At 62.0% G+C, this 23,883-nt stretch carries 22 protein-coding genes; 17 read left to right on the top strand and 5 right to left on the bottom strand.

Features of this window, described 5'->3' with window-relative positions; all coding sequences use genetic code 11:
* Window positions 1–162: 162 nt before the first annotated feature.
* Window positions 163–1,626 (top strand): sodium:solute symporter family protein, encoded by a 1,464-nt coding sequence (locus DA373_RS00750; RefSeq protein ID WP_107850445.1) that lies wholly within the window; start codon window positions 163–165, stop codon window positions 1,624–1,626.
* 181 nt (window positions 1,627–1,807) lie between these two features.
* Window positions 1,808–3,175, top strand: a complete 1,368-nt coding sequence (locus tag DA373_RS00745; RefSeq protein WP_107850613.1) for an SLC13 family permease — start codon at window positions 1,808–1,810, stop codon at window positions 3,173–3,175.
* A gap of 30 nt (window positions 3,176–3,205) precedes the next feature.
* On the opposite strand, the gene DA373_RS00740 is transcribed toward DA373_RS00745, so the two are convergent.
* Window positions 3,206–4,063, bottom strand: coding sequence for a LysR substrate-binding domain-containing protein (locus tag DA373_RS00740; protein WP_107850444.1), 858 nt, complete (start codon window positions 4,061–4,063; stop codon window positions 3,206–3,208).
* A gap of 94 nt (window positions 4,064–4,157) precedes the next feature.
* Entirely contained in the window at window positions 4,158–5,537 is a 1,380-nt protein-coding gene (locus DA373_RS00735) for a DEAD/DEAH box helicase (protein ID WP_107850443.1), read from the bottom strand.
* A gap of 218 nt (window positions 5,538–5,755) precedes the next feature.
* Here DA373_RS00735 and DA373_RS00730 point away from each other — a divergent pair, with 218 nt between their 5' ends.
* From DA373_RS00730 to DA373_RS00690, 9 genes are all read left to right on the top strand, one after another.
* The gene (locus tag DA373_RS00730) at window positions 5,756–6,856 is read left to right on the top strand and encodes an ABC transporter substrate-binding protein (protein ID WP_198650193.1); all 1,101 of its coding nucleotides are present in this window, start codon (window positions 5,756–5,758) and stop codon (window positions 6,854–6,856) included.
* Window positions 6,853–7,926, top strand: a complete 1,074-nt coding sequence (locus tag DA373_RS00725; protein ID WP_107850441.1) for a FecCD family ABC transporter permease — start codon at window positions 6,853–6,855, stop codon at window positions 7,924–7,926. The genes DA373_RS00730 and DA373_RS00725 overlap by 4 nt, the downstream gene beginning before the upstream one ends.
* On the top strand, window positions 7,923–8,693 hold the full coding sequence (locus tag DA373_RS00720) for an ABC transporter ATP-binding protein (RefSeq protein ID WP_107850440.1): 771 nt from the start codon (window positions 7,923–7,925) through the stop codon (window positions 8,691–8,693). Before DA373_RS00725 ends, DA373_RS00720 begins: the two co-directional genes overlap by 4 nt.
* An 83-nt stretch (window positions 8,694–8,776) precedes the next feature.
* Window positions 8,777–10,198, top strand: a complete 1,422-nt coding sequence (locus DA373_RS00715; protein ID WP_198650192.1) for a sigma-54 interaction domain-containing protein — start codon at window positions 8,777–8,779, stop codon at window positions 10,196–10,198.
* 218 nt (window positions 10,199–10,416) lie between these two features.
* A complete protein-coding gene (locus DA373_RS00710) occupies window positions 10,417–11,487 on the top strand; it encodes a TRAP transporter substrate-binding protein (protein ID WP_107850439.1) in 1,071 nt (356 codons plus the stop codon).
* Window positions 11,488–11,546: 59 nt separating this feature from the next.
* Window positions 11,547–12,143 carry a TRAP transporter small permease subunit gene (locus tag DA373_RS00705; RefSeq protein ID WP_107850438.1) on the top strand — a complete coding sequence of 199 codons (597 nt, stop codon included), beginning with the start codon at window positions 11,547–11,549 and terminating at the stop codon, window positions 12,141–12,143.
* Window positions 12,144–12,145: 2 nt separating this feature from the next.
* Window positions 12,146–13,516 (top strand): TRAP transporter large permease, encoded by a 1,371-nt coding sequence (locus DA373_RS00700; protein WP_107850437.1) that lies wholly within the window; start codon window positions 12,146–12,148, stop codon window positions 13,514–13,516.
* Window positions 13,517–13,542: 26 nt separating this feature from the next.
* Window positions 13,543–14,322, top strand: a complete 780-nt coding sequence (locus DA373_RS00695) for a 3-hydroxybutyrate dehydrogenase (protein ID WP_107850436.1) — start codon at window positions 13,543–13,545, stop codon at window positions 14,320–14,322.
* A 6-nt stretch (window positions 14,323–14,328) separates the two neighbouring features.
* A complete protein-coding gene (locus tag DA373_RS00690) occupies window positions 14,329–16,302 on the top strand; it encodes an acetoacetate--CoA ligase (RefSeq protein WP_232821157.1) in 1,974 nt (657 codons plus the stop codon).
* Window positions 16,303–16,319: 17 nt separating this feature from the next.
* Here DA373_RS00690 and DA373_RS00685 read toward each other — a convergent pair whose 3' ends face one another.
* The 3 genes from DA373_RS00685 to DA373_RS00675 form a co-directional block, all read right to left on the bottom strand.
* The gene (locus DA373_RS00685; RefSeq protein WP_107850611.1) at window positions 16,320–16,583 is read right to left on the bottom strand and encodes a DksA/TraR family C4-type zinc finger protein; all 264 of its coding nucleotides are present in this window, start codon (window positions 16,581–16,583) and stop codon (window positions 16,320–16,322) included.
* A gap of 80 nt (window positions 16,584–16,663) precedes the next feature.
* Entirely contained in the window at window positions 16,664–17,476 is an 813-nt protein-coding gene (locus DA373_RS00680; protein WP_107850434.1) for a DODA-type extradiol aromatic ring-opening family dioxygenase, read from the bottom strand.
* A gap of 253 nt (window positions 17,477–17,729) precedes the next feature.
* Window positions 17,730–18,194, bottom strand: a complete 465-nt coding sequence (locus DA373_RS00675; protein ID WP_107850433.1) for a DoxX family protein — start codon at window positions 18,192–18,194, stop codon at window positions 17,730–17,732.
* A gap of 309 nt (window positions 18,195–18,503) precedes the next feature.
* On the opposite strand from DA373_RS00675, the gene DA373_RS00670 reads away from it, so the two are divergent.
* From DA373_RS00670 to DA373_RS00645, 6 genes are all read left to right on the top strand, one after another.
* Window positions 18,504–19,385 (top strand): LysR family transcriptional regulator, encoded by an 882-nt coding sequence (locus tag DA373_RS00670; RefSeq protein WP_107850432.1) that lies wholly within the window; start codon window positions 18,504–18,506, stop codon window positions 19,383–19,385.
* 160 nt (window positions 19,386–19,545) lie between these two features.
* On the top strand, window positions 19,546–20,244 hold the full coding sequence (locus DA373_RS00665; protein ID WP_107850431.1) for an isochorismatase family protein: 699 nt from the start codon (window positions 19,546–19,548) through the stop codon (window positions 20,242–20,244).
* 74 nt (window positions 20,245–20,318) lie between these two features.
* Entirely contained in the window at window positions 20,319–21,359 is a 1,041-nt protein-coding gene (gene dctP, locus DA373_RS00660) for a TRAP transporter substrate-binding protein DctP (RefSeq protein WP_107850610.1), read from the top strand.
* Between the two features lie 60 nt (window positions 21,360–21,419).
* The gene (locus DA373_RS00655; protein ID WP_107850430.1) at window positions 21,420–21,935 is read left to right on the top strand and encodes a TRAP transporter small permease; all 516 of its coding nucleotides are present in this window, start codon (window positions 21,420–21,422) and stop codon (window positions 21,933–21,935) included.
* On the top strand, window positions 21,935–23,221 hold the full coding sequence (locus DA373_RS00650; protein WP_107850429.1) for a TRAP transporter large permease: 1,287 nt from the start codon (window positions 21,935–21,937) through the stop codon (window positions 23,219–23,221). Before DA373_RS00655 ends, DA373_RS00650 begins: the two co-directional genes overlap by 1 nt.
* 222 nt (window positions 23,222–23,443) lie before the next feature.
* Window positions 23,444–23,883 (top strand): isochorismatase family protein (locus DA373_RS00645; protein WP_114692577.1); only part of this gene is annotated, 440 nt, incomplete at its 3' end.

Genomic DNA, 23,883 nt, shown 5'->3' with positions numbered 1-23,883 from the left:
GAGGTAGAAGTCATGTTAATCGAATCCTGGACCATGGAATGGTTTGCTTATCTGAACGCCATCATTCTTGCCTGGGCCGGCCTGGCCTATGTCTACCGGGAATACGTTCGCAAGTCCGACGACTAACAAGCGAAACGACCAAACGACCAAAGGGAAATTGTGATGGAAAACTATTCATTTCTAAACTGGGCCCTGTTGCTGGGCTCTTTCGGCGTGCTGATCTTTATCGGCTATCTGTCCAGCCGGGTGGTAAAAGACAGTGACGAAGCCGGCTTTCTGGTGGCCGGCCGCAGCCTGGGTCCGTTCGTGGGCGCCGGTACCATAGTGGCCACCGGCTTCAGTGGCTGGGGCTTTATGGGTTCGCCCGGCGTGGCCTACGAGTTCGGCTCGGTGGAAGTGCTGGGCAACTTTTTCTTTGCCCCGGCCATGGTGATTGCCGTGCTCTATTTCGCCCACTTTCTGCGCCGTCGCGCCGATGAGCTGGGCAGCTGCACCATTCCCGAGTACGTGTCCCAGGTGCACGGTGGCGGCCAGCTGCTGGAGCGCTGGGTCAAGGGTGTGGCGGCACTGATCACCATAGTGCTGCTGCTGGTGTTCCTCACCAGCCAGATCAAGGCGGTGGGCCTGCTGGGTGCGTCCTGGCTGGGTATCAGCCTGACTGAAAGCGCGCTGCTGATGATCTCGGTGATCATTCTCTACACCATGCTGGGTGGTCTGGCCGCCGTGGCCTGGACCGACACCCTGATGGTGGCGGGCATGGGCATCGGCGCCGTGGTGATGATGGTGCAGATCTTTACCGACGTCAGCCTGACCGAAATGGTCGATCGCCTGAACGCCATCGATCCGGAGCTGCTCAATCCGAGCTCCTCGGCACCTTACGGCGAGAGCAAGGGCTCGGTATTCCTGGTACTGCCTTATGCCTTCCTGTTTACCGCTGTGCTGCCCTATATGGCGGTGCGCTTCCTGGCCTTCAAACCGACCGTGAAGATGCACCAGGTGGCCATCTGGGTAGCTCCCATGGGCTGTCTGCTGAGCCTGGTGCCAATTGTGGGCATGTATGTACGGGTAGCGCATCCCGAGCTGGCGGAAGCGGATCAGGCCATGCCGGTATACCTGGCCACGTTCCTGCACCCGGCGCTGGCGGGTATCATTACCCTGTTCATCCTGTTTGCGATGAAGTCCACCGCCAACTCGCTGCTGCACACCGTATCGAGCGCCGCATCCCACGATCTGCGCACCGCCCTGTTCCCCAAGAGCAAGGCGTCCGGCGCCCGTATTCTGTGGGTGAACCGCATCTGGGTTGCTCTGCTGGGTATCATTGGCTTCCTGATGATGCTGTATGCGCCGCCCTTTATGCTGTCCTGGCTGGGTATTCTCGGCTCCGGCACCCTGCTGGCGGTGATGATCGGTCCGGTATTCATCTCCTCCTTCTGGCAGGGTAACGGCTACGGCGCTCTGGCCGCCATGCTCACCGGCTTTGTGACCAGCGGCAGCTTCCTGCTGTTCACCAATGTAGGCTGGGTGGAAGGTCCGCTCTACGGTTGTCTGGCGTCCTCCATCATTTATGTGGCGGTAAGCAAGCTGACCCGGACTGCACCTGCAGCCTCTGTGGCCCGCAGCTACTGAGCCGGTTGTCACCAACTGTGTAACCAAAAGCCCGGCCATGCCGGGCTTTTTCTGTGATGCGCCATTCACTCACCGGTAGTTCCAGGTCCGGGATCACGTTTTGACCTTTGTCGAATACGCCAGCCCAGGCGCTTTCTGCTAAGCTCCCGCGCCTTATCTGGAACCCGTGGTGGATGAAAATATGGTTAACAATGCCCTTAAGCAAGATAATGGCTCTGGCATCAAGGGGTGGATATTGCTGGCCGATATCGCCCTTTTTGTTGTTTTGTTGCTCTTCCTGCCCTTTGAGCCTGGTGTCACCAAGGGCCTCAGTCTGCTGATTTTCATTGCCGTGCTCTGGCTGACCGAGGCCGTGCATATCACCATTACCGCGCTGATGGTGCCGCTGCTGGCGGCGGTGATGGGCGTATTGTCCACCGGAGCGGCGCTGGGCAATTTCGCCAACCCCATTATCTTCCTGTTTCTGGGGGGCTTTGCCCTGGCGGCGGCCATGCACAGCCAGGGGCTGGACAAGCTGATCGCCAGCCGTATTCTGCGCCTGGCCAATGGCCGGCTGAGCCTGGCGGTGCTGTTGATGTTTCTCACCGCCGCCTTTCTGTCGATGTGGATCAGCAACACCGCCACCGCCGCCATGATGCTGCCGCTGGCGCTGGGCCTGCTCAGCTGTCTGGATCAACAGCAGCACAGGGCTACCTATGTGTTTGTGCTGCTGGGCATCGCCTACAGCGCCAGCATTGGCGGTATCGCCACCCTGGTGGGCAGCCCGCCCAATGCCATTGCCGCCGCCGAGGTGGGGCTGAGCTTCAGTGACTGGATGGCCCTTGGCCTGCCCATTACCCTGATGCTGCTGCCGCTGACCATTGTCATTTTGTACCTCTTGTTCCGCCCGCAGCTCGGCCAGCGTATCGAGCTGCCCGAGGAAACGGTCAGCTGGACCGGTAAACGCAAAATCACCCTGGCCATCTTTGCCGTCACGGTGGCGCTGTGGATTTTCTCTGGCCCCGTCTCCGCCGCCCTGGGCGGACTGGCCGGTTTTGATACCCTGGTGGCCCTGCTGGCCATTGCCCTGATTGGCCTGACCCGGGTGGCGGAATGGCAGCATATTTCCAGGCATACCGACTGGGGCGTGCTGCTGCTGTTTGGCGGTGGTCTGACCCTGAGCAGCGTATTGCGTGACACCGGCACCAGCCTGTTTCTGGCCAATGTGCTGGCGGATCTGCTGGAAAACGCCAGCCCCTTTGTGATCCTGCTGACCATTACCGCCTTTGTGGTGTTCCTGACCGAGCTGGCCTCCAACACCGCCAGCGCCGCCCTGCTGGTGCCGGTGTTTGCGGCGGTGGCCGAAAGCCTGGGGCTGACCCCGGTGATGGTGGCCTCGGTGATTGCGGTGGCGGCTTCCTGCGCCTTTATGCTGCCGGTGGCCACGCCGCCCAATGCCATTGTGTTCGGCAGCGGCCTGATCCGTCAGGGGCAGATGATGAAGGCCGGTTTTGTGCTTAACCTGGCCTGTATCGGTGTGCTGGCCTGCTACTTCTATCTGTTTGGCTGATGATGGGCACCCGAGTGCCCGGGCCGTGGCTCAAAGGGTGTTGAGATCGTTTTTGAGGTAGTCGAGCAGCATGCGCCCGGCCGGGCTCAGCTTGTTGGAATCGTAACGAAAACCGATGGACACGCTGCCCAGATCCGGGCAGTGGGCAAAGACAGGAGAAGCCTCCATGCCGTCCGGGGCCGTGCTTTTCGACAGGGCGCTGATACCCAGACCGGCCTTGATGGCGGAATGAATGCCCAGCAGGCTGGAGGTGCTGTACACAATACGCCAGGGCAGATTGGCACGGTTCAGGGCATTGATGATCGACTTGCGGTACAGACAGCCCTTGGGGTAGAGAATAAGGGGCAGGGGCTCGTCCGGTGACAGCATGATGTTGCTTTTGCGCACCCACACCAGGGGCTCTGTGATGTAGTCGGTCAGTTGTGAGTGGTCCTGGCGGCTTTCTTCAATGGCCATCACCAGGTCATAGGCGCCCTTGTTGTAATCATCCAGCAGGTTGACGCTGATATCGCTGCTCACATCCAGCGTGATATTGGGGTAGGCCTGGGAAAAGCGCCCAAGAGTGGCGGCCAGAAACGACACCTCAAAGTCATTGGGAATGCCCAGGCGCACCGAGCCACTGACCCTGGGAGACCCCAGACGGGAGAGCAGGCTGTCGTTGAGATCCAGCATGCGCTGAGCGCAATTCAGCACCAGCTGGCCTTCTTCGGTCAGTTGCAGGCCCTGGCCGCGGTTGAACAGCTTGGCGTCGAGCAGTTCTTCCAGCCGCTTCATCTGCAGGCTGACGGCGGGCTGGGAGCGACCCAGCCGTTCTCCGGCCTGGGTAAAGCCCCCCAGCTGATTAATGGTGACAAAGGTACGCAGCAGATCCGTGGGCAGGTTTTTCATTCTTGAAGCGTTCGCTATTTACAAGTTTAATGCTTCTATTATTAGCATTGATTCAGTAAATATGAAATCCCCGGCGCCCTCGGGCGCCGTTTGCTTACTCCTGCTCCGGTTTTGGCTTTTTGCGCTTCATGGGCGCCATGCCGTCGTCGACGATGCCAGCCGGCGTCTGCCCCTGGCCGGTAAAGCCGGCAGGCCGCTTGGGCGCGGGTTTGCGGGCCGGCTTTTTGCCGGCGGCCGGCTCCTTGGTCCGAAGGGCGGCAGTCTTGCCGGCCGGTTTACCCTTGAAGCCGTGCTTGCGGGCAGGGGGGCGAATGCCCTTGAACTTGCCCTGCAGGCCTTCTATCTCGGCAAAGGTGACGGCGCGCTGCAAAAATTTCTCCACCCGCTTGAAGGCATCCCAGTCCCGGGGGCCCACCAGAGAAACGGCGGTGCCGCTGGCGCCGGCCCGGCCGGTACGGCCAATGCGGTGCACGTATTCTTCCGGCTGTTTGGGCATGTCGAAGTTGATCACCAGCGATACCTGCAGCAGATCCAGTCCGCGTGAGGCCACGTCCGTGGTGATCAGCAGCTTGTACTGGCCCCGGGCAAAGGCATCCATAATGCGGTTGCGCTCGGCCTGACTCATGTCGCCGTGCAGCGCCGCCGTGGTCAGCCCCTGTTGCTGCAGGCGTTCGGCCAGCCGTTCGGTATCGGCCCGGGTGGCGGTGAAGATAATGGCCTGCTGATAGGACTCGTTGGCCAGCAGGTGATCCAGCAGCGCCTGCTTGTGATCCAGGTGATCCCCCAGCAAAAAGCGCTGTTCAATGTCCGTGTGCTCGGCATGGGCCTCGCCCACCGCTACCCGTTTGGGCGACTTGAGCAGCTCGGCGGCCATGGAGTCGGCCTCAGCGTGATCCAGAGTGGCGGAAAACATCAGGGTCTGGCGGCGGCGGTGATCGGCGGCCTGGTGAATACGGGTCAGCTGAGGGGCAAAGCCCAGATCCAGCATGCGGTCGGCCTCGTCCAGGATCAGCAGCTCCAGGCCGTTCAGCATCAGTGAGCGGGCATCCAGGTGGTTGGCCAGCCGGCCCGGGGTGGCCACGATCACATCCGGCTGGCGGCGCAGTGACTTGAGCTGATCGTTGAAGTTCTCGCCCCCCAGCAGCAGGGCAATATTGAAGTTGCTGCCGGCCAGCGCGCGCAGCTGCACATATACCTGGCGGGCCAGCTCGCGGGTGGGCGCCAGAATCAGTGCGCGCGGGTCGCGCTTGCTCAGGGCCCGGGACTTCATCAGCCGTTGCAGGGCCGGCAGCAGGTAGGCCAGGGTCTTGCCGGAGCCGGTTTTGGAGGACGCCAGCAGATCGTGACCGGCCAGCACCACGGGCATGGCTCTTTGCTGGATGTCGGTGGGGGTCTCCAGACCCTGGTGATCCAATGCTCGAACAAGACGGACATCCAGTCCAAAATCACGAAAAGTGTCGTTATGTTGCGCCAAGTCGCTGCTCCGGGAATATCGGGAAAATGAGGGGCCATAAACCGGCCTGAAAATGTTGCCGGTTATTGTATAAGAAAGCAGGGCGCTTGTAATGACCGGCAGGCACGGGGTTACCGACGTAACCGAAAAAGCAATGGTTTACAAAAAGCAATAGTTCGCAATACCATTACTGCTTCCTGATTTCTGCAACCCGGAAAATAACAATGATTAAAAAGTGCTTGCTATTACTCTGCGCCTGTCTGATGTCGGTGCCGGCCCTGGCCGGTGAACGCCATATCACCGATCTGCTGGGGCGAGAGGTGACCCTGCCCGAGCAGGTTGATCGCATTATTCTTTCCGAAGCCCGCCTGATGTACATGCTGATGCCGCTGCAAAAGGATGATCCCTTTGCCCATGTGGTGGCCTGGTCGGACGACATGGAGCGGGCCGACCCCGATACCTATTTCAAGCTGGCCGAGACCTTTCCGGATACCGTAAAAACGCTGCCGCGCTTTGGTCACCCGGGCAAGGTGACCTTTGATGTGGAGCAGGCTCTGACCCTGGATGCCCAGCTGGTGGTGGTGAACCAGGCCTATTATCAGCTGTGGCAGGAAAACGGCACCATCGACAAACTGAACAAGGCCGGCATCGCCACCCTGTTTGTGGACTTTCGTGATGAGCCGGTGGCCAATACCGCGCCCAGCATTCGCATTCTCGGCGAGGTACTGCACAAGGAAAAAGAAGCCGAGGCGGTTAACGACTTTACCGCACAGAAAATGGCCCGGGTGAACGAACACCTGCAGGGGCTGGCCGATGAAGAGCGGCCGCTGGTACTGATGGAGCGGGCGTCCGGCATGGGGGATTGCTGCCGGGTGTTTGGTCCCAACAACTTTGGTCGCTATGTGGAACTGGCCGGTGGCCGCAACTGGGGCAGCGACAAAACCCAGGCGCTGTCGCTGGATATTAACCCCGAGTCCCTGGTGACCGAGCCCTTTGATCTGATCATCGGTACCGGTGCCAACTGGCAGCTGGCCTATCCCGAAGCCACCAGCATCAACCTGGGCTATGCCGCCGACAGCGACAACCTGCAGCAGGGGCTGGCCGCCCTCAGCCAGCGTCCGGGCTGGCCGGCCATCGATGCCGTGGCCAACAGGCAGTTTTACGGCATCTGGCATCAGTTCTACAATCACCCGGCCTGGTTTGCCGCGGTGGAAGCCATGGCCGGCTGGATGCATCCTGAACGCATGCAGGGCATTGATGCCGAAGCCGATCTGCGGGAATACCATGAGCGCTTTATGCCCTTTGCCTATGAAGGTCACTTCTGGGTAAAAATGCAATGAGTGAGCACGCCGGAGTGACGGCGCCGGATGCGCCCTTTCACTATCAGCGACATCAGGGAAAACGCACACAATGGGTGGCCTTCGGGGCCGCCCTGCTGCTGGGTATTTTTCTGCTCGACATGACCATAGGGCCGGGGCAGCTGGGACTGGGGCAGGTGCTGAATACCCTGTTAAGTCCCGATGAGGCCGGCATCAAGTCCCGCTTTATTGTGTGGGACATTCGTCTGCCGGTGGCGCTGATGGCCATACTGGTGGGGGCGGCCCTGGGCGGGGCCGGCGCCCTGATGCAGACCATTCTCAACAACCCCCTGGCCGAGCCCTTTACGCTGGGAGTGTCTCACGCCGCCGCCTTTGGCGCGGCCCTGGCCATTGCCTTTGGCACTTCATTGCTGCCCTGGGAATGGGCTCAGGGCTATATCATCACCCTTAATGCCTTTGTGTTTGCCTGCCTGAGTGCCCTGGTGATTTTTCTGGTCAGCCGCATGCGCGGTGCCACTCAGGAAACCATGATCCTCACCGGCATTGCCATTCTGTTTGTGTTTTCGGCCCTGAACGCCATGCTGCAGTTTGCCGCCAGTGCCGAAACCCTGCAGCAGATCGTGTTCTGGGCCATGGGCTCCCTGGGCCGGGCCACCTGGCCCAAGGTGGGGGTGGCAGCGGCCTTGCTGGCGCTGGCCTGCGCCCTGCTGTGGCGCAGCGCCTGGCGGCTGACCGCCCTGCGCATGGGCGACGAGGCCGCCGAGGCCATGGGGGTGAACGTCACCCGCATTCGTCTGGTGGTGCTGATGCTGTCGTCGCTGCTGGCGGCGGTGGCGGTGGCCTTTGTGGGCATTATCGGTTTTGTCGGACTGGTGGGCCCGCACATGGCGCGCATGCTGCTGGGGGAAGATCAGCGCTTTTTCCTGCCCGGTTCCATGCTGTTTGGTGCCATTTTGCTTACCGTGGCCGAAATCCTGTCCAAGACCATCATTCCCGGCGTGCTGCTGCCCATCGGCATTACCACCTCGCTGATCGGCGTGCCGTTTTTCGTGTTTTTGCTGGTGGTGGTCCGCAGAAGGAGCGCAGCATGAGTCTGGTACTGGAACAACTGAGCCTGGGCTATCGCCGGGAGCTTATCGTCAACCAGCTGAGTCTTGCCGCCGGCGCCGGCCGGCTCTGCGTGCTGCTGGGCCCCAATGGCACCGGCAAGTCGACCCTGCTCAAGGGCATTGCCGGTTTGCTGGCCCCGAAACAGGGCAGGGTATTGCTCAAGGGTGAGGATCTGGCTGGCATGAGCCGGGCCCGCCGGGCGGGCAAGGTGGTGTATCTGCCCCAGATCACGCCGACCGGGGCCCGGATTACCGTGTTTGAGGCGGTGCTGATGGCGCTCAAGGTGCACGGTGCGGTGCGGGTGACCGAGGCGGATCTGGCGGCGGTGCGCGATGTGCTAGACGAGCTGGGCATTGAGCCGTTGTCGGCCCGTTACCTCGAGCAGCTCTCCGGTGGCCAGCGGCAGCTGGTGGCCATTGCCCAAGCGCTGATCCGCAAGCCCGAGGTGTTGCTGCTGGACGAGCCCACCAGCGCCCTGGATCTGTACCATTCGCTGCATATCATGGCGGTGCTGCGGCGGCTGACCAGAGCGCAGAACATGGTGACCCTGGTGGCCATTCACGATCTCAACCTGGCGGCGCGTACCGCCGATGACGTGCTGGCGGTCAAGGGCGGCAGCCTGCAGGCCTTTGGTCCGCTGCACCAGTGTCTGACCCCCGAACTGGTGCACACCCTCTACGGGGTGGAGGCGGATCTGCTGACCGGCCCAGACGGCAGCCTGCTGGTGCACCCCCGGCTGGCGGGCTGACACCCGAGCAGGATCACTCGAACTGACGCCGGCTTTTGGCTACCATCGAAGCCTACCTTCGCCAGGGAGTGCGTCTTGTGTCCATGCCGTTTAATGCACGGTCAGGCAGTGGCCTGACCCGCGAGCTGATAGAAGTGTTGTTTCCCATGTTTGAGCAGGCCAGTGCCGGCGCCATTGCGGTGGACCGGCACAGCCGCATCAGCTGGATCAACGCCCGTTACGCGCGACTGCTGGGGCTGGCAGACCCCCATTCGGTGATCGGCCGGCCGGTGCGCTCGGTGATTCCCCACAGCCGTATGCCGGAAGTGGTGGAAAGCGGCCAGCCGCTGCTGGTCGATATCATGGAATACCACACCCAGCAGCTGGTGGTGACCCGGCTGCCGCTGTTTGACGAGCTGGGGCGAGTGAGTGGTGCCGTGGCCTTTGTGCTGTATGACGATCTGCAGCCGCTCACGCCCCTGGTCAGCAAATACCGCCGCCTGCATCAGGATCTGCAGGCCGCCAAACGCGCCCTGGCCAGCCACGGACGGCGCACTCGCTATCAGCTCGGCGATTTTGCCGGCGCCACCCCGGCGGCGCTGGAGGTCAAGCGCCGGGCCCGGCTGGCGGCAGGGCGGGACATGCCGGTGCTGCTGCTGGGAGAAACCGGTACCGGCAAGGAAGTGCTGGCCCAGTCCATTCATGCTCTGTCTTCCCGGGCCGAGGGACCCTTTGTGGGAGTGAACCTGGCGGCTATTCCCGACAGCCTGCTGGAAGCCGAGTTTTTCGGCGTGGCCCCCGGTGCCTATACCGGTGCCGACAAGCGCAGCCGTGAGGGCAAATTTCAGCTTGCCAACGGCGGCACCCTGTTTCTGGACGAGGTGGGCGACATGCCCCTGGCACTGCAGGCCAAGCTGCTGCGGGTGCTGCAGGAGCAGGAAGTCGAGCCCCTGGGCTCCAATCGGGTGGTGCCGGTGAACGTGCGGGTCATGGCGGCCACCAGCCGGGATCTGGGTGCCATGGTGGCCGACGGCAGTTTTCGCTCCGATCTCTATTACCGGCTCAATGTGCTGGAGATCGCCATACCGCCGTTGCGCCAGCGGCTGGGAGACCTGGGCATATTGTGCGAGGTGCTGCTGGAGGAGATCTGCGCTGGCGGAAGCCGGGTGGAGATCACCGATGCCGGCATTGCCGCCCTCGGCCGGTATCACTGGCCGGGCAATATTCGCGAGCTGCGCAATGTGCTGGAGCGGGCCTGGACCATGAGCGAAGAAGCCGAGCTGCTCGACGCCGGGCTGATTGACCGGGTATTGCCGCTGGCCGGGCCTGAGCCGGCCGGCGAGCCGGTATTGCCGGAGCCATCCGCCACTCCCGGTGTGCGCCCCCTGGCCGAGGTGCTGGCCCGCGCTGAGGCTGAGGCCATTCACGCCGCTCTTGAGCAGGCCGGTGGCAACCGCACTCAGGCCGCCCGCCTGCTGGGCATTTCCCGCTCGGTTTTTTACGACAAGCTCGCCCGCCATTCCTGAAAACCGGACGTCTGTCCGGTTTTTGCTACACCTTTTTAAAGACCCATACGATAACCGTCCTGAAAGCCGGACGATGGTCTCCGCAGCCTTTGTGTAAGCCCTTGATTAACATATTGTTAACAGGTTTGGCATGGTTTCTGTATTGATAACGGCGAGCAGTTGGTGCGGGGCCGGTGAGCACCGTTACCAGGGACGTAACCAAACAGAAGGATGAACCCATGTCGATAAACCGCAAAGTATCTGCACTGAGTATGGCCGCCCTGTTCTGCGCCGGCCTGGCCGCTACCCCCGCCATGGCGGAAAAGGTGCGCTGGCAAGTGCCGCTGGCCTTTCCGTCCCACCTGGTGGGTCTGACCACCCCGGTCAAGCACCTGTCCGAGTCGCTGGCGGCCATTTCCGGCGGCGATGTGCAACTGCGCTATTACGAGCCCGGCGAGCTGGTACCGCCCTTTGAAATCATGGACGCGGTGGGCTCGGGCAAGTATCCGGCCGGCTACACCTGGGTGGGTTACGATCAGGGCACCATTCCGGCCCTGCCACTCTATTCCGGCGCCCCCTTCAATATGGAGCCGCCCGCCTACCTGGCCTGGTATTACGAGGGCGACGGCAAGGCGCTGCTGGAAGAGATTTACGCCGAGCGCAATATCCACCCCATGCTGTGCAGCATTATCGGTCCGGAAGGGGCGGGCTGGTTCAAGCAGCAGATTTCCAGCCTGGACGATTTTCAGGGCCTGCGCATTCGCTTTGCCGGCATCGGCGGCAAGGTGCTTGAAGAGCTGGGCTCTTCGGTGACCATGGTGCCCGGCGCCGAGATCTTTCAGTCGCTGGAGCGCAACACCATAGACGCCACCGAGTTTTCCCAGCCCGCCATCGACAAGATGCTGGGGCTGGATCAGATCGTGAAAAACTACATCATGCCCGGCTGGCACCAGACCCTGACCACCTCTCACCTGCTGGTGAACAAGGACGTGTGGAACAAGCTTGAGCCCGAAACCCGCGCCCTGGTGGAAATGGGCTGTGAGTCCGCCACCCTCAAGGGCTTTGCCCAGAGCGAATGGGCCCAGCCCACGGCGCTCAGGGACTATGAAAAGGAAGGGGTCACCGCCCAGGTGCTGCCCGAGCCGGTGCTGCGTGAGCTGGAAAAGGTCACCAACCGGGTGATGGACGACATCGCCGCCGAAGACGAGATGTTCAAGCGGGTGCTGACCAGCCAGCGCGAGTTTATGAAGCACCATGCCATCTGGCACGGCAAGGGCTACCTGCCCCGCGACTTCTATCAGTACAACTAATCACGCCGGGGCGGGCACGGTCGTGTCCGCCTTTTATTGATTGAACTGACGAGGTCGCCATGTCAAAACCAAACGACTCAACCCAAGTGTTGCCCCATAACCGGCTGTCGGTCCGGCTGGACGCCCTGGTAGCGGGCACCGGCCGGCTCAGTGCCTGGCTGTGGCTGGCGGTGCTGGTGGTGGTGCTCACCAATGTGTTCAGCCGCTTTGTGCTGTCGGCGGGCTCCATCGCCCTTGAAGAGCTGTCCTGGCACCTGTTTGGCATCGCCACCATGCTCTCCCTGGGATATGCGGTGGTGGAAGACGATCATGTGCGGGTGGATGTGCTGCGGGAGCGGTTTTCCCTGCCCACCCAGGCCTGCATCGAGCTGGCGGGCATCCTGCTGCTGGCGCTGCCGATCATGGCGTTGATGGTGGATACCCTTATTCCCTACGCCTGGAAGGCCTGGGTCTATAGCGAGCGCTCCCAGGCCCCCAGCGGCTTGCCCTATCGTTTTATTTTCAAGAGCGTGCTGCCCCTTGGGCTGATGCTGGTGGCCCTGGCGCTGTTTTCCCGCGCCCTGCGCTGCGCCACCCTGTTGTTTGCATTTCCCCGCCGCCTGGGGGATCCCCCTCGGGCCAAATCCGGCGCCTGGCTGGCCAACACGGAGAAATAACCATGGAGCTGGAAACACTGATGGTGGTGGCCATGTTTGCCACCTTTATGGGGCTGTTGCTGCTGGGCTTTCCCGTGGCCTGGGTGCTGGCCGGCACCGGACTGTTGTTTGCCCTGGCCGGCCATGTGATGGTGGAGCAGTTTGACGCCAATCTCTGGTTTACCTGGAACGGCACTATCGGGGTGCTGGACGCCCGCCTGTTCGGCATTGTCGCCAACGAGCTGATGGTGGCGCTGCCGCTGTTTATTTTCATGGGCATTATGCTGGATCGCTCCGGCATTGCCGAACGGCTGATGCACAGCCTGGTGCGGGCGCTGGGGCCGCTGCGGGGCGGCTATGCGCTCACCGTGGTGATCGTGGGCATGCTGCTGGCGGCGTCCACCGGCATTGTGGGGGCATCCGTGGTGCTGCTGGGCATGCTGTCCATCGGTCCCATGCTGCAGGCCAATTACAACCGCAGCCTGGCGGTGGGCACTGCCTGCTCGGTGGGCACCCTGGGCATTCTGGTGCCCCCCAGCATCATGCTGGTGTTGATGGCCGACCGGCTGGGCACGCCCTCGGCCTCGGTGGGCAAGTTGTTTATGGGCGCCCTGGTACCCGGACTGATGCTGGGGGCCATGTATGTGCTCTATATCGTGCTGCTGGCCTGGTGGAAAAAGGACGCGGCGCCGGCCCCCGAGCACAAGCAGGCCATGGACGCCCGGGCCTGGGGCGAGGTGGCCCTGGCGGTGTTGCCGCCGCTGGTGCTGATCGGCGCCGTACTGGGCTCCATCTTTCACGGCATTGCCACCACCACCGAGGCCTCGGCGGTGGGCGCGGTGGGGGCGCTGCTGATGGCGCTGTGCAGCCGCCGGCTTGACTGGCAAGTGCTGCGTGATTCCCTCTACCAGACCAGTCGCACCACCGCCTTTATCTTCGGTATCTTTATCGGCGCCACCGTGTTTGCCGCCGTATTGCGGGGCCTGGGTGGCGACGACGTGATCCGTCAGGCCATTACCGGTCTGCCCTTTGGCACCACGGGTGTCATGCTCACCATTTTGTTTATTACCTTTCTGCTGGGGTTCTTTCTCGACTGGGTGGAGATCACCCTGATCATTCTGCCGCTGGTGGCCCCCGTGGTGTTTTCCCTCGGGGTGGAGCCGGTGTGGTTCGCGGTGCTGTTTGCCCTGTGTCTGCAAACCTCCTTTCTCACGCCGCCGGTGGGTTTTGCCCTGTTTTACATCAAGGGCGTGTGCCCGCCTGAGATCACCACCAAGGACATTTACCGGGGGGTGGCGCCCTTTATCTGCCTGCAGTTGCTGGGTCTGGGACTGGTGTTTGCATTTGAACCCCTGGCGACCTGGTTGCCCGCCCATGTCTATGGCGGCCAGTAATCCGACTTTCACAAGGAGAGACAGTTATGCGTCTTGAACACAAGGTGGCGTTGATCACCGGCGCCGGCCAGGGCATTGGCCGGGCCATTGCCCGGCACTACGCCCGGGAAGGTGCCCGCGTGGCGGTGGCGGATTTAAGCCTGGCCGGGGCCGAGCAGACGGTGCTGGGCATCGTCGCCGAGGGCGGCGAAGCCATTGCCCTGCAGATGGACGTGACCGATGAACAGGCGGTGAACGCCGGCGTGCAGCGGGTGGTGCAGCACTGGGGCCGGCTCGATATCGCCCTGGCCAACGCCGGCATTCAGCATATTGAGCCGGTGCACAAGCTGGACTACGCCGACTGGCGCCGGGTCATGAACGTGCACCTCGACGGCGCCTTTCTGCTGACCCGCGCCGCGCTGGCGGCCATGTATGAACACGGCGGCGGTGTCATGCTCTACATGGGCTCGGTGCACTCGCTGGAGGCGTCGCCGCTGAAGGCGCCCTACGTGGCGGCCAAGCACGGCATGCTGGGGCTGTGCCGCACCGTGGCCCGGGAAGGGGCGGCCAGGGGCGTGCGCAGCAACATCATCTGCCCGGGCTTTGTTCGCACCCCCCTGGTGGAGAAACAAATACCCGAGCAGGCGCGGGAGCTGGGCCTGAGTGAACAGGAAGTGGTGCAGAACGTCATGCTTAAACACACGGTGGACGGCGAGTTTACCACCCTGGAGGACGTGTCCGAGCTGGCGGTACACCTGGCGGCGTTTCCGTCGGCGGCGCTCACCGGTCAGTCGGTGGTGGTCAGCCACGGCTGGCACATGCAATAGGAGGTCATGATGACGAACAATGAAGTGCTATGGACGCCCACGCCGGCGCTGCGGGAGCACAGCCACATGGCGCGCTATATCAACTGGCTGGAAAGCCGGGGACTGGGTGGTTTTGCCGGCTATGACGCCCTGCATGCCTGGTCGGTGCGCGAGCCCGAGGCATTCTGGCAGTCGGTATGGGACTTCTGCGGCCTGCACTGCCACACCCCGGCCAGTCGGGTGCTGGGCCGGCGCGACATGCCGGGGGCCGAGTGGTTTCCCGGCATGCGCATGAACTTTGCCGCCAATCTGCTGCGCCACGGCACCGGCCCCCTGGCCGACCACGATGCCGTGGTATGCCATGGCGAGAGCGGTGCTCCTGCCCGTTACAGTTTTGCCCGGCTGTACCGGGACGTGGGCGCGCTGGAGGCCTGGCTGCGGGCGCAGGGTGTGCAGAGTGGCGACCGGGTGGCGGGCGTGGTCACCCACGGTTACGAGGCGCTGGTGGCCATGCTGGCGGCCACCAGCATGGGCGCGGTGTGGAGCTCGGCGTCGCCGGACTTTGGTGCCGAGGCCATCATCGACCGCTTTGGCCAGATAAGCCCGAGCGTGCTGGTGCTGGTCAATGGTTACCGTTACGGCGGCCGGGACTACGACCGGCGCGAGGAATTTGCCAGGGTGGTGCAGGGGCTGCCGGGGCTGCGCGCGGTGCTGAGCGTGCCCGTGCTGCCGGGGCTGGGAGAGCAGAGCGGGCCGGCCGTGACCTGCTGGTCCCGGGCCCTGGCCGAGGGCCGGGGCCAGGCGCCTTCCTTTACGCCGCTGCCCGCCGATCATCCGGTATACATACTGTTTTCCTCCGGCACCACGGGCAAGCCCAAGTGCATTGTGCACGGCGCCGCTGGCACCCTGGTCAATCACGCCAAGGAGCTGGTGCTGCACGGCGATCTGGGGACGGGTGACCGGCTGATGTATTACACCACCTGCGGCTGGATGATGTGGAACTGGCAGGCCTCGGCGCTGCTGGCCGGAGTGACCCTGATCACCGTGGACGGCGCCGTGGCGCAGCCGGATCTCAACCGGCTGTGGGCGCTGGCGGAGCAGGAAAAGGTGACCCATTTCGGCACCAGTGCGCGGTTTCTGGCCGAGTGCCGCAAAACCGGCCTACAACCGGGGCAGCGTTTTGATTTAACGGCGCTGCGGGTGGTGTTTTCCACTGGCTCGCCGCTGCTGCCGGAAGACTACGACTGGGTCTATGGCACCCTGCCAAAGCAAGTGCTGCTGGGCTCCATTGCCGGCGGCACCGACATTTGCGGCTGCTTTGTGGGCTGCTGCCCGCTGCTGCCGGTGCGTCGGGGCGAAATTCAGTGCCGCTTGCTGGGGGTGGACGCGGTGGCCATGGATGAGCAGGGCCGGGAAACCACCGGCCGGGGCGAGCTGGTATGCCGCCAGCCGCTGCCGTGCATGCCTGTGGGTTTCTGGCAGGATGGCGACAATAAGCGCTACCATGACGCCTATTTCGATACCTTTCCCGGGATCTGGGCCCACGGTGACTATGTGGCCTTTACCGGGCACGGCGGCGCCATCATCTATGGCCGTTCCGACGCCACCCTCAACCCGGGGGGCGTGCGCATCGGTACCGCGGAGATCTACCGCCAGGTGGAGCTGGACCCCAATATCAAGGACAGTCTGGTGGTGGGCCGGCAGACAGACGGCGACGTGGAAGTGGTGTTGCTGGTGGTGGCGGATGAGCGCCTGAGCGAGGATCAGTGCAAGCGGCTGCGCCAGCGCATTCGCACCGGCGCCAGCCCCCGGCACATGCCCCGCCATATAGTGCAGGTGCCGGAAATTCCCTACACCCGCAGCGGCAAAAAGGTGGAGCTGGCGGTGGCCCGGCTGCTCAATGGCGGGGGCCGAAGCGACAACCGCGATGCCCTGGCCAACCCTCAGGCGCTGGATGCCATTGCCGATTGCCTGCGAAAAGCCAGCCTGCTTGAGCCCTGAGATAACCGCCGCGCCGGCTACCTCAGCTGACTGTCTTTACTGGCGCGGCGGTTAATGCCGCTGTTGCTGCGCTGTTTTTCTTCCTTGCCCTGGCACTCAATGCACAGCCTTACCCCGGGCACCGCCTTGCGGCGGGCCTCGGGTATGGGGGCATCGCATTCCTCGCAGTGGCTCAGGCTGTCGCCGGCGCCCAGCCGGCGGCGGGCATCCTGCACCGCGTCTTCCACACTGGCGTCTATCTGATCCTGCACGGCGCCGTCCCGTGACCATCCTCCTGCCATGGTGTTCTCCCGTGGTGTATTTATGCTCACCATAATGGCACCGAACATGAAATCGCGCTGTGCGCCCGGCGGCACAATCGTCACTCGGCGGTGTTGCCCTGCCAGCAGAAAAAGCCCGATTCCTTGCCCAGTATATTGACGGACTGGTGCTGATCGCAGGCCCGGCCGGCGAGGCCGGCACACACCTGCAGGGGCAGCAGGTGTTCTTCCCGCGGGTGACAGAAACGGGCATGAGGCGCCTGCTCCCAGTGTTGCAGGCGGTGCCGGCGCTCGGCTTCGCTTAAGCTGGCATCGCAGCAGGTTTGTGTCAGCCAGCGTTCAAAGGCGTGGTTTTTGTCGTTGGCCTCGGGGGAGCTTGTGAAAAACTCACGCATATTGTGAAACGAAAAGCCGGAGCCAATCACCAGCAGGCGCTGACCTTCCAGGGCGCGCAGGGCCTCGCCCATGGCCAGGTGAAAGCCGGCGTCGAGGTGGCCGGCCAGGGACAGTTGCACACAGGGAATGCCGGCCCCGGGATACATGATCTTCAGGGGCACAAACATGCCGTGATCAAAGCCCCGCCGGGCGTCCTGCCGGCAGGGCAGGCCGGCGTTCTGCAGCGCCTGCTGAATCTGCTTAGCCAGAGCGGGTTCGCCGGGGCAGGGATATTCGATGGCATAGGACTCAGGGGGAAAGCCGTAATAGTCGTAAATCAGCCCGGGTGTGGTGCCGGCGGTAACGGTGGGCTCGGCTTCTTCCCAGTGGGCGCTTATCAGCACAATGGCCTCGGGCCGGCGCAGTTGCCCGGCCAGTTTGCCAAGCCCGGCCACCATATCGGCATGGCCCGGGTCACCCAGCAGCGGCAGGGGGCCGCCGCCATGGGAAATAAACACAATATCAAGGGATGAGTTCATGAAAAGCTCCGAAATGACGCCTTCTTGCCGTCATGCCCGTGTCTCCTTGGTCATGCCCGCGCTTCCGTCACACCCGCGAAGGCGAGAGTCCAGAGACAGACGATACCAGGCCTGCATATGAAGGGTAATGGCAGGCCGCAGTGTGGTTTGCAGAGTAGGGTGCGAATGAGCCTTGGCGAATTCCGCCATGCCGCAGTTGGCCTGATGTTGCGATTCGCTGCGCTCATCGGCAACCTACCCGTGCTTAACGCTCTCAGGCAACGGCTGGCTTCACCGCCCCCAGCCGTGCCAGCAGCCAGTTGTCCAGCGCCAGGCGGCCGCCACCCTGAATGGCCAGGGCCAGGCTTACCGCAAACAGGGTCAGGGCATATTCATAACCGTTGTTGGCCATAAACAGACCGTTGCCGGCATGCACGCTGAACAGGGCCACCAGCATGGTAAAAGCCGTTACTACCGCCGCCGGCCGGGTCAGCAGTCCCAGCAGCAGGGCCAGGCCGCCAAAGAACTCGGCGCTGCCGGCGAGCAGGGCCATCAGGTAACCGGGGGCCAGGCCAATGCTGGCCATCCACTGGCCGGTGCCTTCCAGGCCGTATCCGCCAAACCAGCCAAACAGCTTCTGGGCGCCGTGGGCGGCCAGAATGATGCCGGTGGGCACGCGCAGGGCCAGGGCCGCCAGGCCGGCACGGGATTCAAGCAGGGAATGAGTAAAGCGGGTCATGGGTAAGTCTCCTCCAAGTGATGATGCGCTCACTTTACTTTCATTAATTCATTGGTTAAACGTGCGCCATATTGTTTAATTATAAACATATTGTTGTTAATTGGGTTGTTGGATGACTGACTGTCAGCCCAGTACCTGGATGAGGAGGTCAAAGGGTGTCTGCTTCGCCGTGCCCTCTGCGCCATGGAAGGCGCAGCGGAGCCCCCATGGATGGGTTTACGGCGTGCCGGAGAAGCAGTGCGCTTTGGCCGACGATGATACCCGGCACAGCAAACATTTCTGGTGAATATCATGCTTCAGGGAGGTCCAGTGGATCGAATTGATATTATGCGCGCCTTTGTCACCGTGGTGGCGGAAGGCAGTTTTACTCAGGCCGCCGACCGGCTGGGATTATCACCCCAGCTGGTCAGCAAATACGTGGCCCGGCTGGAAGCACGGCTGGGCACCCGGCTGCTGAACCGTACCACCCGCAAGGTGCATGCCACCGAAGAGGGCTTGCGCTACGCCGAGCGGGCCCGGCAGTTGCTGAACGACATCGACGAGCTGGAGCAGGGCCTGGGCGACGCCCACCATCAGCCTCAGGGGCGGCTCAGGGTGAGTGCCCCCGTATCCTTTGCCACCCGCCATCTGGCACCGCTGTTGTGTGATTTTCAGCGCTCTTACCCGCAGGTCAGCGTCGATTTGCAGCTTAATGACCGCAAGGTGGATATTGTGGAAGAAGGCTTTGACCTGGCCCTGCGCATCGGCCACCTCAAAAGCTCATCACTCATCGCCCGGCGCATTGCGCCCATACGCCTGGTGATCTGCGCCGCTCCCGATTACCTGAAACGTCACGGCACACCAGCCAGCCCCGAGGAGCTTAAACAGCATCGCTGCCTGCACTACAGCTATATGGAGCAGGATCCAGGTCTGCCCGGTGACGGTGCGCTCAGCTGCAACAACGGCGATGTGCTGGTGGACGCCGCCATTCGGGGCTCCGGCATCATTATTCAGCCCACCTTTATCACCGGCCCCGCCATTGCCGACGGCCGGCTGCAAGTGATCCTGCCCGAGCATGCCCCGGCCCCCATGGCGCTCTATGCGGTCTATGCCCACCGCACCCTGCTGCCGGGCAAGATCCGCAGCTTTGTCGACTTTATGGATGGCTACTTCGGCGATCCACCCGTGTGGGATCACTTCGGCCCCTGTTGAAGCCGGAAATTCGGATTGTTGCGTTTGTGTTATCAATCGCTGCAAAAAGTGAATTGGATGTTAATTGTGAGGGTTGTTAACTTGAAATCACCCAAGGGGGAAAGCGCCGGAGAAGGTGCCGGAGCTCAACCATTTTTACAGTGAAATCAGGAGAATAACCATGTCCCACGACTCTCAGGATCTGATGACCATGCTCAACCAGGCTTTCGACGAAGCCACCTCCCTGTATCAGCAAAACGGCTTTCAGCGCCGTGTCGGTTTCGGCAAAAAGCCGGCGCTGATCAGCGTGGATCTGGCCAACGCCTGGACCCGGCCCGGCAACCCCTTTACCTGCGACAAGATTGACGACGAGATCATTCCAGGCATGCAGCGTCTGCTGGAAGCGTTCCGCGCCAAGAACCTGCCCGTTGTGCACGTCACCACCTGCTATCAGGTGAACGATCGCAACAACCCCAACACCGACATGGGCCTGTGGCACAACAAGATCCCGGTGGACTTCTGCGCTCAGGACAACGAAGAGTTGTGGGCCATTGACGACCGTATTGCCCCCATTGAAGGCGAACAGGTGCTCATCAAGAAGCACGCCAGCTCCTTCCAGGGTACCTATCTGGCCGGCTTCCTGCGCGCCGCCGGGGTCGACACCGTGCTGGTGACCGGCGTGACCGCCTCCGCCTGTGTGCGCACCACCATCTGTGACGCCATGGCCGAGGGTTTCCGCCCCATCGCGGTGAAGGAGTGCATCGGTGACCGCATTCCCGGCGCCGTGGCCTGGAACCTGTTTGATATCGACGCCAAGTTCGGCGATGTGGAAACCGTCGACACCTGTGTGGACTATCTGAACAAGCTGGAACGTCAGTAACCATGTACTGATGGCTGAAGTCAGGACCGGCGCCGGCCGCTGTCCGGAGCCGGTCCCCACTATAGGGACATATGATGAAAGCGCTCACACCAAGCAAACTTACCCTGGCGCTGACCGCCGCTCTGACGGTCACGCCCTTTCTTTCCACCATGGCGCAGGCCGCGCCTACCGTACTCAAGTTTCACAGCGGCTATGCCGAATCCCGGCCGGAAGCCGGTTACCTCAATGAATTTGCCAAAGACGTGGAGCAGCTGTCGGGCGGTGATCTGAAAGTGGATGTGTTCCACGCCGCCTCGCTGGGGCTGCATGAGCCGGATCTGCTGCGCATATTGCAGCGGGGCTCGGTGGATATGGCCCTGCTCTATGGTGAGTATTACACCCGTGACGCCCCCGAGCTGGCCGCCGTCTACGCCCAGGGCGCCATTACCCAACCCGAACAACATCTCGACATTCTTCCTACCATTCGCGACATTTACGAGCAGGGTTACGCCAAATGGAATATCAAGACCATTGGCGGCATCGTCTCGCCGGTGTTCAGTGTGGGCCTGCACTGCAAGGAGCCGGTCAACAGCCTGGCCGGACTCAAGGACAAGAAGGTGCGGGTCTGGTCGGCCCAGCTGGTCGACGCCTTTGGCAAACTCGATATCTCCGCTCAGGTCATTCCCCAGAACGACATGTATATGGCGTTGCAGACCGGGGTGGTGGACTGCGCCTATTACCTCTCTACCGTGGCGGAAACCGTTTCCCTGCATGAGGTCACCGATTACGAAGCCTATCTGCATCCTTGGGCGGCGGTGCCGGCCCTGTTTGGCATCAGTGAGCGCAGCTGGAAGAAGCTGAGCGAGGAGCAGCAGCAAGTGCTGCAGCAGGCCGGTGAAAAACTGTGGCAGAAAACCCGTGACGCCGCCGTGGACCCGGAGCGGGAAGCTACCGCCCGGGCCAGGCGTGAGGCGCTGGGGGTCACCATGCTGGAGGACTTTTCGGCTCAGGATGTGGCCAGCTTCCAGCAGGCGGCACTGTCGGCCTGGCACACCATTGCCAGGCGGGCCGGCCCGGATGGCGAAACCATTTACAACACAGTGACTGGCAAGCTCAGCGCGCTGGCCAAACAGTAATTACCACGCCGGGGCCTTCCCGTGCGCCCCGGCCGTGGCTCACCAGGAGGGTGAATCACCATGTCCCTGTTAACCAAAATTGTCGACAGGCTGTGTTACGGCCTGTTTCTCGCCGGGGTCGGCGGCGGCATACTGATGACCATTACCGTGTTCGCCAGTACCCTGCTGCGCTACCTCTTTGGCAGTCCGGTGCATTTTTCCAATGAGCTCGCCGGTTTATTGTTTTTTTCCCTGACCTTTCTCACCATTCCCCATGTGCTCAACAGCGGCCGTCATATTCGCATCGACCTGATTACCCGTGCCCTGTCTGCAAGAGCGGCGCGCCTGTCCGAGACCTTTGCCGGCCTGGTGCTGATATTGTTTTCCACCATCGTTATTTATGAATCCTGGGATTTCATGGTGTTTTCCCGGGAGATCGAAGCCCGATCCGATATCAGTGGTCTGCTGCTGTGGCCCTGGATGGCACTGATGCCGTTGTCCTTCGTGCTGTGCATTCTGGTGCAGCTGCGCCATGGTCTGCGTCACCCGGAAGTGGGCGAGCAGTCCGATAATGAGCAATCCGTGGAGGTGGCGTAATGAGCTGGCTTATTCTGAGTTCCGGGCTGCTGGTGCTGCTCGGCAGCGGCGCCCTGCTGGGGGCTGCCCTGGGCCTGGTAGGCATGATTTTGCTGCACTTTCAGGGGGGCGGTGCCACGGCGCTGGCGATCAACTCGGTGTGGAACCTGCTGACCGGGTTTTCCCTGACGGCGGTGCCGCTGTTTATCTTTCTCGGTGACATATTGCTGGCGAGCGGCGTGTCGACCCGGGTCTACAATGGCCTGACGCCGCTGTTCCGGCGTATTCCGGGCCAGCTGCTGCACACCAACATTGCGGTCTGCACCCTGTTCAGTGCGGTCAGCGGCTCCAGCTCGGCCACGGCGGCGGCCATCGGCTCCATCGGCTATCCGGAGCTGAAGCGGCGGGGCTATTCTCCCAGCATGGTGGTGGGCACCCTGGCGGCGGGGGGCACCCTTGGCCTGCTGATCCCGCCCAGCCTGGCACTGATCATCTATGGCGCCACCCAGCACGTGTCCATTGGCAAGCTGTTTCTGGCGGGCATTCTGCCCGGGCTGATGATCTCCGCGGCCTTTTTTGCCTGGATCATCATTCGCTCGCGCATCGGCAGCCGGGTAGTGCCGGAAGGCCGTGAGGCCATGGACTGGGCCGAGGTGCGCCGGGGTCTGACTCAGATCTGGCCGCTGCCCATTCTGATCTTTTTTGTGCTGGGCACCATTTATCTGGGCATTGCCACCCCCACGGAAGCGGCATCTCTCGGGGTGATGGCCAGCATAGTGCTGGGTTTCAGCTGGGGGGATCTGACCCTTGGCAAACTGTGGCAGGCGTTCAAGCGTTCCACCGTCATGTTCAGTGCCATCGCCTTTATCATGCTGGGCACGGCCATATTGTCCCAGGCGGTGAGCATGCTGGCGCTGCCTCGTGAGGCGGTGGCGGCCATCTCGGAAATCGGCTTTGGCCCCTACGGCATTCTGCTGATGATAGTGCTGGTGTATATCGTGCTCGGCTGTTTCTTTGACGGCATCTCCCTGTTGCTGATGACCCTGCCCATTACCTTTCCCATGGTGATGAGTCTGGGGTTCGATCCCATCTGGTTCGGGGTGATTGTGACCCTGCTGATGGAAATCGGCATGATCACGCCGCCGGTGGGGCTAAACCTGTTTGTATTGACCTCGATCACCCGCAACGAGGTCAACCTCACGGAAGCGGCCTGGGCGTCCTTGCCCTACTGGCTGATCCTGCTGGGGGCGGTGGGGCTCTACACCCTGTTCCCGGGACTGGTGCTGTGGCTGCCAGGGTTTGGCTGATGTGATGAATATGTAGTTATTGGTAGTAAAAAGCCGGCATGTTGCCGGCTTTTTTCGTATTCAACGAACTATCCGGATTATTCCATTCAGGTTATTAATTCTTTAAAAAAGTGAATTGGATGTTAATTATCAGGCTGGGTACTCTGTATTTGCCAACGAAAGGAACGGCACTGAACGGGCCGGGAAATTCGACCTTTAATCAGCAAAAAACGGAGAAAAACCATGTCCAAAGAGTCCCAGGATCTGATGACCATGCTCAACCAGGCTTTCGACGAAGCCACCTCCCTGTATCAGCAAAACGGCTTTCAGCGCCGTGTCGGTTTCGGCAAAAAGCCGGCGCTGATCAGCGTGGATCTGGCCAACGCCTGGACCCGGCCCGGCAACCCCTTTACCTGCGACAAGATTGACGACGAGATCATTCCAGGCATGCAGCGTCTGCTGGAAGCGTTCCGCGCCAAGAACCTGCCCGTTGTGCACGTCACCACCTGCTATCAGGTGAACGATCGCAACAACCCCAACACCGACATGGGCCTGTGGCACAACAAGATCCCGGTGGACTTCTGCGCTCAGGACAACGAAGAGTTGTGGGCCATTGACGACCGTATTGCCCCCATTGAAGGCGAACAGGTGCTCATCAAGAAGCACGCCAGCTCCTTCCAGGG

It is taken from the genome of Oceanimonas marisflavi (assembly GCF_003049725.1).
GTDB lineage: Bacteria > Pseudomonadota > Gammaproteobacteria > Enterobacterales > Aeromonadaceae > Oceanimonas > Oceanimonas marisflavi.
This window is presented reverse-complemented; position numbering and strand designations above follow the sequence as displayed.